This is a genomic window from Microbacterium sufflavum (genome assembly GCF_023091155.1).
GTDB lineage: Bacteria > Actinomycetota > Actinomycetes > Actinomycetales > Microbacteriaceae > Microbacterium > Microbacterium sufflavum.
In genome coordinates, this window is sequence record NZ_JAHWXK010000001.1 from 2,011,001 (window position 1) to 2,027,337 (window position 16,337).

The 16,337-nt window shown below is 71.8% G+C and carries 15 protein-coding genes; 9 read left to right on the forward strand and 6 right to left on the reverse strand.

Annotation, left to right across the window (positions count from 1 at the left end; genetic code table 11):
• The first annotated feature begins 43 nt into the window (after positions 1-43).
• Complete coding sequence (locus KZC56_RS09830) at positions 44-1,333, forward strand: SseB family protein (protein WP_247638465.1); 1,290 nt, start codon at positions 44-46, stop codon at positions 1,331-1,333.
• Between the two features lie 64 nt (positions 1,334-1,397).
• The gene (gene ligD / locus KZC56_RS09835) at positions 1,398-2,468 is read left to right on the forward strand and encodes a non-homologous end-joining DNA ligase (protein ID WP_136036211.1); all 1,071 of its coding nucleotides are present in this window, start codon (positions 1,398-1,400) and stop codon (positions 2,466-2,468) included.
• Positions 2,469-2,474: 6 nt separating this feature from the next.
• Here the strand turns inward: ligD and KZC56_RS09840 are convergent, their stop codons facing one another.
• Together KZC56_RS09840 and KZC56_RS09845 are read right to left on the reverse strand one after the other, a co-directional pair.
• Positions 2,475-3,518 carry an ATP-dependent DNA ligase gene (locus tag KZC56_RS09840; RefSeq protein ID WP_136031190.1) on the reverse strand — a complete coding sequence of 348 codons (1,044 nt, stop codon included), beginning with the start codon at positions 3,516-3,518 and terminating at the stop codon, positions 2,475-2,477.
• Between the two features lie 46 nt (positions 3,519-3,564).
• On the reverse strand, positions 3,565-5,019 hold the full coding sequence (locus KZC56_RS09845; protein ID WP_247638466.1) for a phytoene desaturase family protein: 1,455 nt from the start codon (positions 5,017-5,019) through the stop codon (positions 3,565-3,567).
• 64 nt (positions 5,020-5,083) lie between these two features.
• Between KZC56_RS09845 and KZC56_RS09850 the strand changes: the two genes are divergently transcribed.
• Positions 5,084-5,569, forward strand: a complete 486-nt coding sequence (locus tag KZC56_RS09850) for a hypothetical protein (RefSeq protein ID WP_136031186.1) — start codon at positions 5,084-5,086, stop codon at positions 5,567-5,569.
• A gap of 30 nt (positions 5,570-5,599) precedes the next feature.
• Here the strand turns inward: KZC56_RS09850 and KZC56_RS09855 are convergent, their stop codons facing one another.
• Both KZC56_RS09855 and KZC56_RS09860 read right to left on the reverse strand, forming a co-directional pair.
• Positions 5,600-6,835, reverse strand: a complete 1,236-nt coding sequence (locus tag KZC56_RS09855; RefSeq protein WP_136031185.1) for an acyl-CoA dehydrogenase family protein — start codon at positions 6,833-6,835, stop codon at positions 5,600-5,602.
• 73 nt (positions 6,836-6,908) lie between these two features.
• Complete coding sequence (locus KZC56_RS09860) at positions 6,909-7,571, reverse strand: TetR/AcrR family transcriptional regulator (RefSeq protein ID WP_136031183.1); 663 nt, start codon at positions 7,569-7,571, stop codon at positions 6,909-6,911.
• 157 nt (positions 7,572-7,728) lie between these two features.
• Here KZC56_RS09860 and sucC point away from each other — a divergent pair, with 157 nt between their 5' ends.
• Together sucC and sucD are read left to right on the forward strand one after the other, a co-directional pair.
• A complete protein-coding gene (sucC, locus tag KZC56_RS09865; RefSeq protein WP_136031181.1) occupies positions 7,729-8,895 on the forward strand; it encodes an ADP-forming succinate--CoA ligase subunit beta in 1,167 nt (388 codons plus the stop codon).
• 18 nt (positions 8,896-8,913) lie between these two features.
• The gene (gene sucD / locus KZC56_RS09870; protein ID WP_136036215.1) at positions 8,914-9,816 is read left to right on the forward strand and encodes a succinate--CoA ligase subunit alpha; all 903 of its coding nucleotides are present in this window, start codon (positions 8,914-8,916) and stop codon (positions 9,814-9,816) included.
• A 127-nt stretch (positions 9,817-9,943) separates the two neighbouring features.
• Here the strand turns inward: sucD and KZC56_RS09875 are convergent, their stop codons facing one another.
• Entirely contained in the window at positions 9,944-10,522 is a 579-nt protein-coding gene (locus tag KZC56_RS09875) for a TetR/AcrR family transcriptional regulator (RefSeq protein WP_247638467.1), read from the reverse strand.
• A gap of 75 nt (positions 10,523-10,597) precedes the next feature.
• On the opposite strand from KZC56_RS09875, the gene KZC56_RS09880 reads away from it, so the two are divergent.
• A complete protein-coding gene (locus KZC56_RS09880; RefSeq protein ID WP_247638468.1) occupies positions 10,598-10,999 on the forward strand; it encodes a VOC family protein in 402 nt (133 codons plus the stop codon).
• 61 nt (positions 11,000-11,060) lie between these two features.
• Here the strand turns inward: KZC56_RS09880 and KZC56_RS09885 are convergent, their stop codons facing one another.
• Positions 11,061-12,536 carry an NCS2 family permease gene (locus tag KZC56_RS09885; protein ID WP_136031023.1) on the reverse strand — a complete coding sequence of 492 codons (1,476 nt, stop codon included), beginning with the start codon at positions 12,534-12,536 and terminating at the stop codon, positions 11,061-11,063.
• Between the two features lie 90 nt (positions 12,537-12,626).
• On the opposite strand from KZC56_RS09885, the gene KZC56_RS09890 reads away from it, so the two are divergent.
• From KZC56_RS09890 to purH, 3 genes are all read left to right on the forward strand, one after another.
• A complete protein-coding gene (locus tag KZC56_RS09890) occupies positions 12,627-14,006 on the forward strand; it encodes a cell division protein PerM (protein ID WP_247638469.1) in 1,380 nt (459 codons plus the stop codon).
• 61 nt (positions 14,007-14,067) lie between these two features.
• Complete coding sequence (gene purN / locus KZC56_RS09895) at positions 14,068-14,646, forward strand: phosphoribosylglycinamide formyltransferase (RefSeq protein WP_136044962.1); 579 nt, start codon at positions 14,068-14,070, stop codon at positions 14,644-14,646.
• 42 nt (positions 14,647-14,688) lie between these two features.
• A complete protein-coding gene (purH, locus tag KZC56_RS09900) occupies positions 14,689-16,296 on the forward strand; it encodes a bifunctional phosphoribosylaminoimidazolecarboxamide formyltransferase/IMP cyclohydrolase (RefSeq protein ID WP_136036784.1) in 1,608 nt (535 codons plus the stop codon).
• Positions 16,297-16,337: the final 41 nt, after the last annotated feature.

Below are 16,337 nucleotides of genomic sequence, written 5' to 3' on the forward strand. Positions count from 1 at the left end.
CCGCGCGCGGGGCCGGAACACGCAGACGGTTAGGCTGGCTCATATGGCCCTCTTCTCCCGCCGCAAGAAGTCCGGCGACGACGCTGTCGCTTCCCCCGAGGTCGAGTCCACCCCGGTCGAGTCTCCTGAGACGACCGCGCCCGAGGTGACCGCGCCTGAGACGACCGCACCCGAGGGAACCGCGCCCGAGGGAACCGCGTCCGAGGCGAGCGCGCCCGAGGGAACTGCCTCCGCGACCAGAGCGCCGGCGACCGAGGGTACGGATCCTGCGCCCGAGGCCGCCGCGACGCCGACCGTGGGAATCTCCGTGCAGGCGTTCCGCGGCGTCGGCGCCGAGGCCGGCCCCGAGGTCGCGCCCCCCGCTGCCGAGCCGGACCCCAGCGCCCCCACGGTCACCTCTCCCGCCACCGCCACCTCTCCCGCCACCGCTTCCGCACCCTCCGCGACCGTCCCCGCCGCGCGCCCGACCGGGCAGCCCGCGACGCCGCAGGAGCGGAAGCTGCCGCTGGCCCCGGCCCTCCCGCCGGAGCAGACGGAGAGCGTTCCCGGCATGAAGGACAACGTCCTGCTGCGCGAGGCCCTGGCCCAGATCGAGGCCGGAGCGTCCAACGAGCAGCTGCTCGGGGTGCTGCGGCAGGCGCTGCAGAGTCACCTGTTCATCCGCGTGAACGGCGACGCCAGGGAGCAGATCAGCGAGGGCAAGCCGCTCGCGGTCGCGGTCGTGCGCGACGGCGACCGTCAGTTCATGCTCGCGTTCAGCTCGGCGGCCGCGGTGCGCGACTCCGTGCAGCTCGAGGGTGACCCCTCCGCGACGTCGGCGGTCGCGCAGCCGTCCACCTCGGTCATGCAGCACGTGGTCGCGGGGGAGTTCGCCGGACTCATCATCGACAACGCCTCGGCGCCGCACCGCGTGGTGTTCCCCACGGAGCTGCTGGAGAAGACGCTCGAGCAGGCCGACACCGAGATGACGGTCAAGTCCCTGATCGCCGGTCCGCGCGCGCAGGACACCCCCGCGAAGGTGGGGGAGGCCCTCGCGACGACGCGTATGTGGGTGGCCGTGAACGACGGATCCGGAACCGGTCAGGTCGGCATCGCCGAGGCCCAGACCGCCGACGGACGCCGGTTCCTGCAGCTCTTCTCGCACCCGCTGGAGGTCATCGCCCTGGGGCGTGGCGACCGGCCGCTGCCGTTCGAGCCGGAGCAGCTGGCGAAGGTGCTCACGAGTCACGCCGAGATGGCGGGCGTGATCGTGGACTCCGCCGGTCCGTCGATCGTGGTGGAGCGCGACGCCCTCGCACCGGTCCTCGTCCGCGCCGTGCAGATCGACGACTGAGCCGAGCGTGTTCCCCCGGCCGCCGGGGGTTCCGCCCGTCGGGGGTGCGCCCTAGGGTCGGATCATGGCCTCCGAACGCGTGACCCTGACCGTCTCCGACCCCGACGGGGAGCGCGAGGTCTCCCTCTCCAGCCCGAACCGGGTGGTGTGGCCCGACCTCGGCATCACCAAGGCCGAGCTGGCGGAGTACGTGCAGCAGGTCGCGCAGCCGTTCCTGTCGGCCAACGGCCATCGCCCCGTGTCCCTCGAACGGTTCCGCGACGGCGTGGGCGCGAGCGGGGAGCCGAGGGCGGAGGGCTTCTTCTCGAAGAACCCACCCAAGGGCACCCCCGACTTCGTCGATGCCGTGACCGTGACGTACAACAGCGGCCGCCGACACCCGCAGATCGTGCTCACCCGGCCCAGCGCGATCGTGTGGGCGGTGCAGATGAACACGATCGTGTTCCACCCGTGGGCGTCGCTGGCGGAGAACTCCGACAACCCGGTGGAGCTGCGCATCGACCTCGACCCCCAGCCCGGCACCGGCTTCGCCGAGGCCGTGCCCGCGGCCCACGCGCTGCGGGAGGTGCTGCGCGAGGCCGGTCTGGAGGCGTTCGCGAAGACGAGCGGCAACCGCGGCCTGCACGTGTTCGCGCCGATCGAGCCGACGCACGAGTTCCTCGACGTGCGGCACGCGGTGATCGCGGCAGGGCGCGAGCTGGAACGACGCATGCCCGACCGGGTCACGACGAACTGGTGGAAGGAGGAGCGCGGCGAGCGGCTGTTCGTGGACTTCAACCAGGCCAACCGCGACCGCACCATGGCCGGCGCCTACAGCCCCCGTGCGCTCCCGGGAGCGACCGTCTCGACGCCGGTGCACTGGGACGAGCTCGACGACGTCGATCCGCGCTCGTTCACGGTGCGCAGCATCCCGCAGCGACTCGACGACATCGGCGACCCGTGGGCCGACATGCAGGCGACGCCGGGACGCATCGACACCCTCCTGGAGTGGTGGGAGCGAGACCTGGCGGCGGGGCTGGGCGAGCTGCCGTTCCCGCCCGAGTTCCCCAAGATGCCCGGCGAGCCGCCGCGCGTGCAGCCCAGCAAGAAGAACGCCGCGAACTGGGACGAGAACGGCAACCCCGTCGAGGACTGACGCGGCTCAGCTGAGCACGTCGGCGAGGTCGTAACCCGCGACCGTGTCGAGCTGGTCGTACGTGCAGGAGCGCGCGTCCCGGTCGGGTCGCCACCGCTCGAACTGCACCGTGTGGCGGAAGCGCGCACCCTCCAGCTGGTCGTACCGCACCTCCAGCACGCGCTCGGGGCGGAGGCGCACGAACGACACGTCCTTCGACCCGCTGAACCGCGAACGCTCACCCTCGCCCGTCACGGCCGCTCCGGAGGCGTCGCGCTCCACGAGCGGCGCGAGCTCCTCCACCAGCTGCTGGCGCCGCGCGTCGCTCCAGGCCGCGACACCGCCGACCTGGCGCAGTGTCCCGTCGGCGTCGTACAGCCCGACCAGCAGCGAGCCCACCCCTGAGCCGGACTTGTGGATGCGGTAGCCGAGCGCGACCACGTCGGCGGTGCGGGCATGCTTGATCTTGAGCAGGGTGCGCTTGCCCGGCGCGTAGGGCTGGTCGAGCGGCTTCGCCACGACGCCGTCGAGCCCGGCACCCTCGAACTCCTCGAGCCAGCGGACGGCGGCGTCGCGGTCGCGCGTGGTGCGGGTGAGGTGCAGGGGATGCTCGACCGCCTCCATCACGCTCTCCAGCCGGGCGCGCCTCGTCTCGAAGCTCTGCGTCTGCAGGTCGTCTTCGCCGTACGCGAGCAGGTCGAAGGCCACGAACATGGCAGGGGTCTCCGCGGCGAGCTTCGCGACGCGCGAGGCGGCCGGGTGGATGCGCTGGCTGAGGGCTTCCCAGTCCAGCCGCTGCGCTCCCTGCGGCCCGGTCGCCACCACGATCTCCCCGTCGAGCAGGCACGGGCCGGGGAGCAGCTCAGGGATCACGTCGACGAGCTCGGGGAAGTAGCGCGTGAGGGGCTTCGCGCCGCGGGATCCGATCTCGACGGTCTCGCCGTCCCAGGCGATCAGCCCGCGGAAGCCGTCCCACTTCGGCTCGAAGAGCAGTCCGCCGGGATGCTTCACGGGGTCGGGCACCGTGGCGGTCGCCTTGGCGAGCATGGGGGCGGGGATCTCGTAGCGCATGCACCCATCCTGGACCGCGGGCGTCGCGGGGAGGAAGGGGTTGCGGTCAGCCGAACAGGTCGCCCAGCTCCGCCGGCGTGCCCGCGTCGCGCAGCACGGTGTGCGCCGCGTGCCAGCCGGCCATGCCGTTGACCGCGGGGCCGGGCGGGGTCGAGGCCGAGGCGAGGTACACGCCGGGCATCGGGGTGCGCCAGGGTGCGGGGGAGAGCACGGGACGCCGCAGCGCCTGCCGCATGTCGAACACGCCCCCGGAGATGTCGCCGCCGATCTCGGCCGGGTTGAGGGCCTCGCGGGAGGACGCCGGCACCGCGTGGTGGGCGAGGATGCGGTCGCGGAACCCCGGAGCGAACCGCTCGACCTGTGCCGTGATGAGCTCGGTGGGGTCGAGGTCGCTGCCGCCGGGGACGTGGATGTAGGCCCACAGCACGGCCTTGCCCTCCGGAGCCCGCGTCGGGTCGAACACCGAGGGCTGCACCGCGAGCACGTAGGGCCGGTCGCTCACGCGCCCGATCGCCACCGCGTTCTCGCTGTTCCACACCTCGTCGCGGTCTCCGGCCACGTGCACGGTCGGGGCGTTCCGCACGTGCGGGTTGGCCCACGGCACGGGGCCGTCCAGGGCGAAGTCGACCTTGGCGGCGGCCGCACCGTAGCGGTAGGCACGCACGGCCCTGGCATAGCGGGCGGGGATGTCGGGGTGCGTGAGGGCGAGCCGCGGCGAGGTGTTCAGCAGCAGCACGTCGCCGCGCGCGGGGTCGCCCCCGTCGAGGCTGGCGAGGTCGCCGACGTGCACCCCGGTCTCGACGGTGCCGCCGTGCGCCTCGAGATCGGCGATCAGGGCGTCCGCGATGGTCTGGGATCCCCCGCGCGGGTACGGCCACCCTCCGGCGTGCGCGAGCGCGGCCAGCAGCAGCCCCGCCGCCGCGCCCGCGAGCGTCGGCTGCGGCGAGTTCGCGTGCGCCACGACCCCCGCCATCAGGGCGGCGGCCTCGTCGGTGCGGAAGGCGGCGCGGGCGAGGGGAGTGCCCTGATCCAGCATCCGCACCGCGTAGCGCGCCGCGGTGACGGGGTCGCGCGGGATGCGCAGGAGCTGGTTGCCGGTGAAGTCGGTCACGCCGTCGATGTGCGTGGTGAGCGGCCGCAGTCGTCGCAGCCAGGCGTCGCGGTCGGGCCCGAGGTCGGCCGCGGTGCGTTCGAGGTCGCGCCACGCGATGGCCGCTCGCCCGTCGTCGAGCGGGTGGGCGAAGGAGATGTCGGGCCGGATCCACGTGACGCGCTCGTCGAGGCCGAAGGCCCGGAAGAACGGCGAGGCGAGGGCGGCGGGGTGCACGGCGGAGCACACATCGTGCCGGAACCCCGGGAGCGTGGTCCCCTCGGTCGTGCGCAGGCCACCGCCCGCGGTGTCCGCCGCTTCGAGCACGCGTACCCGGTATCCGGCTCTGGCCAGCGCGACGCCCGCCGAGAGGCCGTTCGGTCCGGAGCCGATGATCGTCGCGAGGGGCATGGCGCCAGTCTCGCACGCGGCAGACGGTCGGCCGAGGGGGTTGCGCCGTGCGATCCTGGAAGGGATGAATGAAGTCCAGGGCCCGACCCCCGCCGGCACCTCCCGTCCGTACCGCTCGCTGCCGGAGGCGCTCCGCGCCCACCGCATCGATCCGGTGAACCACGCCTTCATCGGCGAGATCGTGGACCAGATCGGGGTGACCTCCCTGATCGACCGCGGTCGCTACATCGAGGCCATCCGCCGGGGCGACGGCGCGGCGCTGCACATCGGCCGCACCTACACCAACGGATTCACGGAGGACGAGGTGGTCACGGTGGGCTCGACCCGCCTGCGCCTGCAGCCGAGCGAGGGGCGCGCACCGTACTTCTACGTCACGCACCCGAGCGAGTTCGCGCCGCCGACCGCCGTGCGGGCCAAGCGCTCCTCCGCGCCGCGCACTCCCGCGGCCCCGCGCACGCCCGCGGCGCCCAAGCCCGTCGAGCGCGACTACGGCGTGTGCGACGTGTGCTTCATGGTGAAGACGCCCGCGGGCGGCTGCGGCTGCGACTGACCCGCGACCGTGTGATGCAGGCGCCCGGCGTCAGGCGAAGGCACTCATCCCCGTGATGTCGCGGCCGAGCAGCAGCGCCTGCACCGACTCCGTGCCCTCGTAGGTGTGGATGGCCTCGATGTCGGCGAGGTGCTGCATCACGCCGTTCTCCAGCAGGATGCCGTTGCCGCCGAGCAGGTCGCGGGCGGTCGCGGCGATGCGGCGGGCGGCGCGGGTGTTGTGGAACTTCGCAAGCGAGGCCTGGGTCGGCCGCAGCTGCCCCGCCTGCTCCAGGTCGGCCATCCGGCGGCAGTACAGCTGCATCGCCGTGAGGTCCTCCAGCATGTGCGTCAGCCGCTCCTGCACCATCTGGAACTTGGCGAGCGGCTTGCCGAACTGCACGCGCTCCTTCGCGTAGGCCAGCGCGGCCTCGTAGCAGGCGGTCGCGTGGCCGAGGGCCGACCACGCGACACCCGAGCGCGTGGCGTACAGCACGGTCGACGCATCCTTGAAGCTCGTCGTCCCCGGGAGCACGGCGTCGAGGGGCACGCGCACGTCGTCGAGGCGGATGTGGGCCTGGTGGATCGCGCGCAGCGAGGCCTTGCCGCGGATCACGGTGCCGGTGTAGCCCGGGGTGTCCTGCTCGACGAGGAAGCAGCGCACGGCGCCGTGCTCCGCGGCCGACTCGTCGTCGACCCGGGCCCAGACGAACGTGATGCCGCCCGAGGCGCCGTTGCCGATCCACTTCTTGGTGCCGCGGAGCACCCAGGAGTCGCCGTCGCGGCGCGCGGTGGTCTCCAGGGAGACGGAGTCGGACCCGTGGTCGGGCTCGGTCAGTGCGAACGAGCCGAGCACGGAGCCGTCCGCCAGCGCAGTGAGCCACCGTTCCTGCTGGGCGGGGGAGCCGAACAGTGCGAGGGTTCGAAGGGCCAGGCCGCCCTGCACCGCGAGGATCGTGCCGAGGGAGCCGTCGCCGCGGGAGATCTCCATGTTGACCAGCCCGGCGGCGAGCGGGGAGAGGCGCGTGAGCGACGGGTGGTCGATGCCGTCGACCACGAGGTCCAGCTCGCCCATGCGGCGGGCGGCGTCGAGGGGGTACTCGGCGCGGTCCCAGGCCTCGGCCATCTGCGGGGCGACCTCGTCGACGTACGCCTTGGCGCGGTCCCAGGCCTCGCGGTCGGCCGCGGGGATGTCGGTGAACACGGCGTAGTAGTCGCTGTCCTGCCGGCCGGTGACGTCGTACGACGAGACGCGCTCGCCGGGGAACGGGGAGGCTTCGATGCTCATGGGTGCTCCTTCGTGGACCTGAGTATCGTACTCCTCGATACTGGGTCCCACGAGCCCCGAGCCCGCCGCGGTATCAGTCGAGCCGGGAGCGCAGCCGCCGTGTGACCTCCGCGACGGGCATCGCCCGCGGGAACACCGCCACCACCACGTCGTCCGGGGCATCCGCGGCGGACCCGTCCGCGACGCCGTAGCGGCGCCGCACATCCGCGAGCGCCGACTGCAGGGTCGACAGCGGCACCTTCCTGCGGCCACGCAGCAGCTGTCGCAGCACGTGATTGTGCACCGCGGTGACGAGCGCCGCGAACCCGACCGCGTCGAGCGGATCGACGCCGGGGAGGGCACCGCGCAGGTACTCGTCGAACAGTCGCTCGTAGCGGAACACCGTGATGATCTCCCGCTCGCGCAGCACCGGCACCTGGCGCACGATCTGGTAGCGGCGACGTGCCATCTCAGGGTCGCTGGAGAAGTGCGCGAACACCGATTCCGACGCCGCGCACACCGCGGCCCACGGGTCGTCGTGCCCCTCGGCGAGGAACTCCCTGAGCTGATCCAGCAGGACCTCGTGGTCGGCGAAGACCACATCCTCCTTGCCGCCGAACTGTCGGAAGAAGGTCGAGCGGGACACCCCCGCGGCCTTCGCGATCTGCTCGACGGAGGTCTGATCGAAGCCCTGGGTCCGGAAGAGCTCGAGGGCGGCGGCGACGACGGCGTCGCGCGATTCGGGGAAGTCTCGCATGACGAAATCCTAGGTCCTCGTCGGCCGGCCGCCGCGGTCATCGCCGCCCGCCCCGCGCTCCGGAGCGGTCAGGCCGAGGTAGTAGGCTGGGGGACTGGTCGATGTCTCGACATCGAGAGAATCACCAGACCAACAGCAGCCCAGTGAAGGAACCACAGTGGATCTGTACGAGTACCAGGCACGAGACGTTTTCGAGAAGTACGGAGTGCCGGTCCTCGCCGGCATCGTCGCCGACACCCCCGAGGAGGTGAAGGCGGCCGCCGAGAAGATCGGCGGTGTGGTGGTCGTCAAGGCCCAGGTCAAGACCGGTGGCCGCGGCAAGGCCGGCGGTGTCAAGGTCGCCAAGACCCCCGATGAGGCGTACGAGGCCGCGAAGGCGATCCTCGGCCTCGACATCAAGGGCCACGTCGTCAAGCGCGTCATGGTCGCGCAGGGCGCTCGCATCGCCGAGGAGTTCTACTTCTCCGTGCTGCTGGACCGCGCGAACCGCTCGTACCTGAGCCTCTGCTCGGTCGAGGGCGGCATGGAGATCGAGGAGCTCGCGGTCGAGCGCCCCGAGGCCCTCGCCCGCGTCGAGGTCAACCCGCTCACGGGCATCGACAAGGACAAGGCGGTCGAGATCGCCCGCGCCGCGAACTTCCCGGAGGACCTCGTCGAGAAGGTCGCCGACGTGTTCGTGAAGCTCTACGACGTCTACAAGGGCGAGGACGCGACGCTGGTCGAGGTCAACCCGCTCGTCCGCACCGAGGAGGGCGACATCATCGCCCTCGACGGCAAGGTCACGCTCGACGACAACGCGTCGGAGATCCGCCACCCCGAGCACGAGGCGCTCGAGGACAAGGACGCCGCCGACCCGCTCGAGGCCAAGGCCAAGCAGAGCGGCCTGAACTACGTCAAGCTCGACGGCGAGGTCGGCATCATCGGCAACGGCGCGGGTCTGGTCATGTCCACGCTCGACGTGGTGGCCTACGCGGGTGAGAACCACAACGGCGTCAAGCCGGCCAACTTCCTCGACATCGGCGGCGGCGCCTCGGCCGAGGTCATGGCGGCGGGCCTCGACGTCATCCTCGGCGACCCGCAGGTCAAGAGCGTGTTCGTCAACGTGTTCGGTGGCATCACGGCGTGCGACGCCGTGGCCAACGGCATCAAGGGGGCACTGGAGACCCTCGGCGACACGGCCTCGAAGCCGCTCGTCGTCCGTCTCGACGGCAACCGCGTCGAGGAGGGCCGCGCGATCCTCGCGGAGTACGCGCACCCGCTCGTGACCCTGGCCGCAACCATGGACGAGGGCGCCGACAAGGCCGCCGAGCTCGCCAACGCCTGAGACTGAAGGACGAGAGAAATGTCGATCTACCTCAACAAGGACTCCAAGGTCATCGTCCAGGGCATCACCGGCGGCGAGGGCACCAAGCACACCGCGCTCATGCTCAAGGCCGGCACCCAGGTCGTCGGTGGCGTCAACGCCCGCAAGGCCGGCACCACGGTCTCGCACACGGACAAGGACGGCAACGCCGTCGAGCTCCCCGTCTTCGGCTCGGTCGCCGAGGCCATGAAGGAGACCGGCGCCGACGTGTCGATCGCCTTCGTCCCCGGCGCCTTCACGAAGGACGCGATGATCGAGGCCATCGACGCCGAGATCCCGCTGCTCGTCGTCATCACCGAGGGCGTTCCCGTGGGCGACTCGGCCGAGGCCTGGGCCTACGCGCAGAGCAAGGGCAACAAGACCCGCATCATCGGCCCGAACTGCCCCGGCATCATCACGCCCGGTGAGGCGCTCGTCGGCATCACTCCCGCGAACATCACCGGCAAGGGCCCGATCGGTCTCGTGTCGAAGTCGGGCACCCTGACCTACCAGATGATGTTCGAGCTGCGCGACCTGGGCTTCTCCACCGCCATCGGCATCGGCGGCGACCCGGTCATCGGCACCACGCACATCGACGCGCTGGCCGCGTTCGAGGCCGACCCCGAGACCAAGGCGATCGTGATGATCGGCGAGATCGGCGGCGACGCCGAGGAGCGCGCGGCGGAGTACATCAAGGCGAACGTCACGAAGCCGGTCGTCGGCTACGTCGCGGGCTTCACGGCTCCCGAGGGCAAGACCATGGGTCACGCCGGTGCGATCGTCTCCGGCTCTGCCGGTACCGCGCAGGCGAAGAAGGAGGCCCTCGAGGCCGCGGGCGTGAAGGTCGGCAAGACGCCGTCCGAGACCGCCGCGCTGATGCGCGAGATCATCGAGGCGCTGTAAGGCGTACACTGGTAGCGAAGGCCCCGGGCTCCACCCCGGGGCCTTCGTCGTGTCCGGGGCATCGTCGTGTCCGGGGCATCGTCGTGTCCGGGGCATCGTCGTGCCCAGGTCCTCGTCGCGTCCGGTCTCAGTGCGCCGACGTCACGGCGTCGAGCAGGCGGTCGAGTGCGCGGTGTGCCTGCCGTCGCGCCGCGGTGTCGTCGGGGCGGGCGGCCAGCCACAGGGCGAGCTCGTTCATGGCGCCGGACAGCGCGGCGGTGAGGGCGTCGACCTGTGCGGACGGGACCCCGGCCTCGCGCAGTCCCGCACGCAGCTCCTGCTCCGGCCCCTCGGCGTCGAGGCGACGCCACTGCTCCCAGCCGAGCACGGCGGGGCCGTCGACGAGGAGCACGCGCGCGGCGGTTCCCGCGGTGATGGCGTCGAGGAAGGCGTGGCTGCCGTCGCGGAGCGCGGCGGGGCCGGGGGTGTCGCGCGTGGCGGTCGCGATGGCGGCGGCGACCCGCTCCTGCGCGGCGGCGGCGACGGCCGCGAACAGTCCGGGCTTCGAGTCGTAGTGGTGGTACACGGCGCCGCGCGTCACGCCCGCGGCCCGGGCGATGTCGTCGACCGAGGCCGCCGCGTATCCTCGTGCGGCGAAGTGCGCGGTGGCGGTGTCGAGGATGCGGCGGGCCGTGGCGGCGGCGTCGGCGGCGGAGGCGCGGGGCATGCGGGTTCCTTTACGTACGTGTTGTATGTATTCTAGCCGGACGAATACAAACACGCAGTATGTAAAGGAGTGACGATGGAGATCACCAGCTTCTACCCGGTGCTGATGGTGGACGACGTGTCCGCGGCAGCGCGGTTCTATCGCGAGGAGCTCGGATTCGACACGACGTTCGAGTCCGACTGGTACGTGAGCCTGCGCTTCGACGGGGGAGAGCTCGCGATCCTCGACCGTACGCACGAGACCATCCCGGAGGGCTTCCGCGCACCGGTCACCGGACTGCTGCTGAACGTCGAGGTGCCAGACGCCGCCGCCGAGCACGCCCGGCTGGTGGGGGAGCGCGGACTGACCGAACGGCTGGCCCTGCGCGATGAGGACTTCGGTCAGCGGCACTTCATCGTCGAGGCTCCCGGCGGGGTGCTGATCGACGTGATCGAGCCGATCGAGCCGTCCGCCGAGTTCGCCGCCGCCTACGCCTGAGGCCCAGGGAAACCACGGAGGGGCGGGTGCCGCAGCACCCGCCCCTCCGTGGATCCGCTCGTCAGATCCCGACGCCGAACAGCGCCTCGATGGGTCCGCGTGCGAAGAAGATCAGGAAGCCGGCACCGACCACCCACAGCAGCGGGCTGATGGTCTTCGCTCGGCCGGAGAACGCGTGGATGAGCACCCAGCTCACGAAGCCCGCGCCGATGCCGTTCGCGATCGAGTACGTCAGCGGCATCACGGAGACCGTGAGGAACACCGGCAGCAGCACGCGGAAGTCGCCGAAGTCGATGTGCCGGATCTGCGCCATCATCATGGCACCGACGATGATCAGGGCCGCCGCGGCGATCTCGGTCGGGACGATCGAGGTGAGCGGGGTCAGGAACATCGCGATCAGGAACACCACGCCGGTCACGACGTTGGCCAGGCCCGTGCGGGCACCCTCGCCGATCCCCGCGCCCGACTCGATGAACACCGTGCTCGACGACGACGAGGTCGCGCCACCCGCGATCGCACCGACGCCCTCGACCACCAGCGCCGACTTGATGCGCGGGAAGTCGCCGTTGTCGTCGGCCAGGTTCGCCTCCTTCGCGAGACCCGTCATGGTGCCCATCGCGTCGAAGAAGTTCGTGAAGAGCAGGGTGAAGACGATCATCACGAGCGCGACGAGGCTGACCTTGCCGAGGTCGAACGAGAAGTCCACCGCGCCGATCAGGCTCAGGTCGGGCACGCCCACGGGGGAGCCGTTCAGCGCGGGAACCGTCAGACCCCAGCCGCCCGGGTTGATCACGTTGCCCTCGTCGTCGAAGCCGCGGGCGCCGATGTGCCAGACGGCCTCGACGATCACGGCGAGCACGGTGCCGCCGATCAGGCCGATCAGCATGCCGCCCTTGATGCGCAGCGCGACGAGGATGCCCGTCAGCAGCAGCGTGATCACGAACAGCAGGCTCGGCACGGTCGCGACGGAGCCGTTGACCCCGAGCCCGACGGGCGGCGAGGAGGCACCGGTCGCGGTGACGAAGCCGGAGTTGACGAAGCCGATGAACGCGATGAACAGGCCGATGCCGACCGTGATCGCGATCTTGAGCTGGAACGGCACCGCGTCGAAGATCGCCTTGCGCAGTCCGGTGGCGGCGAGCAGCACGATCACGACGCCGTTGATCATCACCAGCGCCATGGCCTCGGGCCAGGTCACCTGGCCGACCACGGAGAACGCGACGAACGCGTTGATGCCGAGTCCGGCGGCGAAGCCGAACGGCAGACGCGTGACGAGCCCGAACAGGATCGTCATGACGCCGGCGGTCAGGGCGGTCGCGGCACCGACCGCGTTGAAGTCCAGCATGTTCCCGGCGACGTCGGGTTTGCCGGACAGGATGATCGGGTTGAGGATCACGATGTAGGCCATCGTGACGAACGTCACCAGGCCCCCTCGGATCTCGGTGCCGATCGTCGATCCGCGCTTGCTGATCTCGAAGAAGCGGTCCAGGGCGCCGGTGGGCTCGGCGGTCGCCGGGGCGGGCGGGGCAGTTGTCATCGGGTAACCTCCGGAGAAACGCTACCGTGTCGCCCGCCCCGCGCGCGCCCCGAGGAGCCGCACGGCAACTCGTCGTAGTCTCGAATCGCTATGCAACGCCTCCTCGTCGCGCTCCTTGCCGCCTTCGACGCCGCCATCGCGGCCGCGGTCGGACTGGCCGTGCTCCTGGCGCCGCTGACGCTGCTGTGGACGGTCGCGTTCGGCGTCACGGCCGACTGGGGCGCGCTCTGGCCCCTCACGGGCACGCTCTGGGAGTTCGGGCACGGCGTCCCGCTCGAGGTCACGATCCCCGACGAGCTCCTCGTCACGCTGGGCATCCCCGCGCAGGCCGCATCGTTCGCGGTCTCGATCACGCCCCTGCTGCTGCTGTTCTTCACGCTCCTGTTCGCCGCGCGCTCCGGAGCGCGCGCCGCCCACGCGGGGGCGTGGCTGCTGGGTGCCCTGTCCGGCTCCGCCGTGTTCGCCGCGATCTCCACACTGGTCGCGCTGACGGCACGGCTCGATGCGGTGCGCACGCCGCTGCCGCTCGCGATCCTGCTGCCCGCCGCCGTCTATCTGGTGGGCGCCGTCTGCGGCGCCGTCCGGGTGGCCTGGGACGACGGCGACGGCGGCCTCCTCGACCGCCTGCACGACCGCCTCGACGCGCGGGAGGACTGGGCTCCCGTGCCCGCGGCGATCGTCCGGGGTGCGGCCTTCGTCCTGGTCGGCGTGACCGGAGCGGCGGCGCTCGCCGTGGCCCTGTCGGTGCTGACCCGCGGCGGTGACGTGGTCGCGCTGTTCCAGGGTGCGCGCGTCGACGCGCTCGGCGCCACCGTGCTCACGCTCGCGCAGCTGGCGTATCTGCCCACCCTGATCGTGTGGGCGGCGGCGTGGCTCGCCGGTCCCGGCTTCGCGGTCGGCGCCGGCACCGCGGTGTCGCCCGCCGGCACCCAGCTCGGCGTGGTCCCCGGCATCCCCGTGTTCGGGCTGCTGCCGGAGAACACCTCCATGTGGATGCTGATCGTGGTGCTCGTCCCCGTCGCGGCCGGCGCGTTCGCGGGCTGGGCCGTGCGCTCCCGGCTCGTCTGGGAGGGCACACCGCTCGGGCTGCTGCAGCGCGCCGTCATCGCGGTGGGCATCGCCGCGGTGACGGCGGGAGTCGCGGGGCTCGCGGCCGAGCTCGCGAACGGGTCGATGGGACCGGGGCGCCTGGGCGTCGTCGGTCCCGCCGTGCTTCCCTTCGCCCTCGCGCTCGGCGCCGAGGTGCTCGTGGGCGCGGCGATCCTGCTGCTCGCGCCGCGCAACCGGGAAGAACTCGCCGAGGAGCGCACCGACCGCTGGCTCGCCGAGATGACCGAGGCCGAGCGCGACCGCGGGCCGCTTCCCGCCGAGCCGACCGCATGGCCGTCCCTCACCGACGACACCGCTCCGCTCGGCGACCTGCGCGTCCCGCCGCTGCCCGACGGCGACGACCGCGACCGTCGCGGCTGATCCTCGCCGCCCGCGCAGCCGCCCGCGCAGGGCGGTCCGCATGCGCCGGTAGACTGGGCGCGTGCTCACGGTCGCCGTTCTCATCTCGGGCGCCGGCTCGAACCTTCGCGCCCTCCTCGAGGCCGCTCGTCACCCCGATTTCCCGGCCAGAGTGGTCGTCGTCGGCGCGGATCGCGAAGCAGAGGGGCTGGCGCACGCCGAGGAGTTCGGCATCCCCAGCTTCACCGTCCCGTGGCACGAGCACGAGAGCCGCGAGGCCTGGGGCGAGGAGCTCGGCAGGCAGCTGGCGGTGTGGAGTCCCGACCTGGTGGTCCTCAGCGGGCTCATGCGTCTGCTGCCGGCGTCGCTGGTCGCCGCGTACGCCCCGCGGATCATCAACACGCACCCGGCGTACCTCCCGGAGTTCCCCGGGGCCCACGGCGTGCGCGACGCCCTCGCGGCCGGAGTGCGCGAGACCGGGGCGAGCGTGATCGTGGTCGACGACGGCGTGGACACCGGCCCGATCCTGGCGCAGGAGCGCGTCCCGATCCGCGCCGACGACACCGAGCACACCCTGCACGAGCGCATCAAGCCCGTCGAGCGCCGCCTGCTCATCGACGTCGTCCGTCGCATCGCGACCGGCGATCTCGTCCTGACCTGAACCCCCCGAACCCCCGCACGCCCCCGCACGAAGGAGCCCATCATGGCCGGCCCCCGCCACGACCCCACGCTCTACCGCGATCGCGACACCGTGCCGATCCGGCGCGCCCTCGTCTCGGTCAGCGACAAGACCGATCTGCTCGTGCTCGCCGCGGCCCTCGCCGACGCCGGGGTCGAGATCGTGTCGACCGGCTCGACCGCCTCGACCATCCGCGACGCCGGCTTCGAGGTCACCGACGTGGCCGCGGTCACGGGCGTGGCCGAGATGCTCGACGGCCGCGTGAAGACGCTGCACCCCAAGGTGCACGGCGGCCTGCTCGCCGATCTGCGCCTCGAGGACCACGAGCGCCAGCTCGAGGAGCTCGACATCGCCCCGTTCGAGCTGGTGGTGGTGAACCTGTACCCGTTCGTGGAGACCGTGGCCTCCGGCGCCGTGGGCGACGACGTGGTGGAGCAGATCGACATCGGCGGGCCCGCCATGGTCCGCGCTGCGGCGAAGAACCACGCGAACGTCGCGATCGTGGTCTCGCCCGAGTCCTACCCGGCGATCGTGTCGGCCGTCGCCGACGGCGGCACCACGCTCGGCCAGCGCCGTGAGCTCGCCGCGCGCGCCTTCGCCCACACCGCCGCCTACGACACGGCCGTGGCGCAGTGGTTCGCCGAGGGCACGCTCACCGAGCCCGGCGATCTCCCCGCACACCTCACGATCCAGGCCGAGCGCCTCGCGACCCTCCGCTACGGCGAGAACTCGCACCAGCGCGGGGCCATCTACACCCGCGCCGGCGGCCACGGCATCGCCCAGGCCACGCAGCTGCAGGGCAAGGAGATGTCGTACAACAACTACGTCGACGCGGATGCCGCGCTGCGCGCCGCGTACGACATGATCAAGCCCGCCGTCGCGATCATCAAGCACGCGAACCCGTGCGGGATCGCCACGACCGCGCCGAACGCGCTCGACCCGATCGCCAGCGCACACCTGCGCGCACACGAGTGCGACCCGGTCTCGGCGTACGGCGGGGTCATCGCCGCGAACGGCACCGTCACGCTGAAGATGGCCGAGAACCTGAAGGACATCTTCACCGAGGTCATCGTCGCGCCGTCGTTCGAGCCCGCCGCGCTCGAGGTGTTCAAGGCCAAGAAGAACCTGCGTCTGCTGCAGCTGCCCGAAGACTGGCAGCAGGAGCGCATGGACGTGCGGCTGGTGTCGGGCGGGCTGCTGCTGCAGGACGCCGACCGCTTCCCCGACGACATCGTGTCGGTCGCGAAGGACTGGGAGCTGGTGTCGGGTGAGCGTCCGAGCGACGAGGAGATGGAGAACCTGATCTTCGCGTGGAAGGCCTGCCGCGCGGTGAAGTCGAACGCGATCGTGCTGGCGAAGGACAACGCCACGGTCGGCGTCGGCATGGGTCAGGTCAACCGCGTCGACTCGTGCCGCCTCGCGGTCGAGCGAGCGGGCGACAGGGCGGCCGGATCGGTCGCCGCCTCCGATGCCTTCTTCCCGTTCGCCGACGGTGCGCAGGTGCTCATCGACGCGGGTGTCACCGCGATCGTGCAGCCGGGTGGGTCGGTGCGCGACGAGGAGGTCGTCGACGCCGCGCGCAAGGCGGGCGTGACGATGTTCTTCACCGGGGAGCGTCACTTCTTCCACTGACCTCCGCGCATCCGCGTCCGGGACCCGCTCTCCTCGGGAGG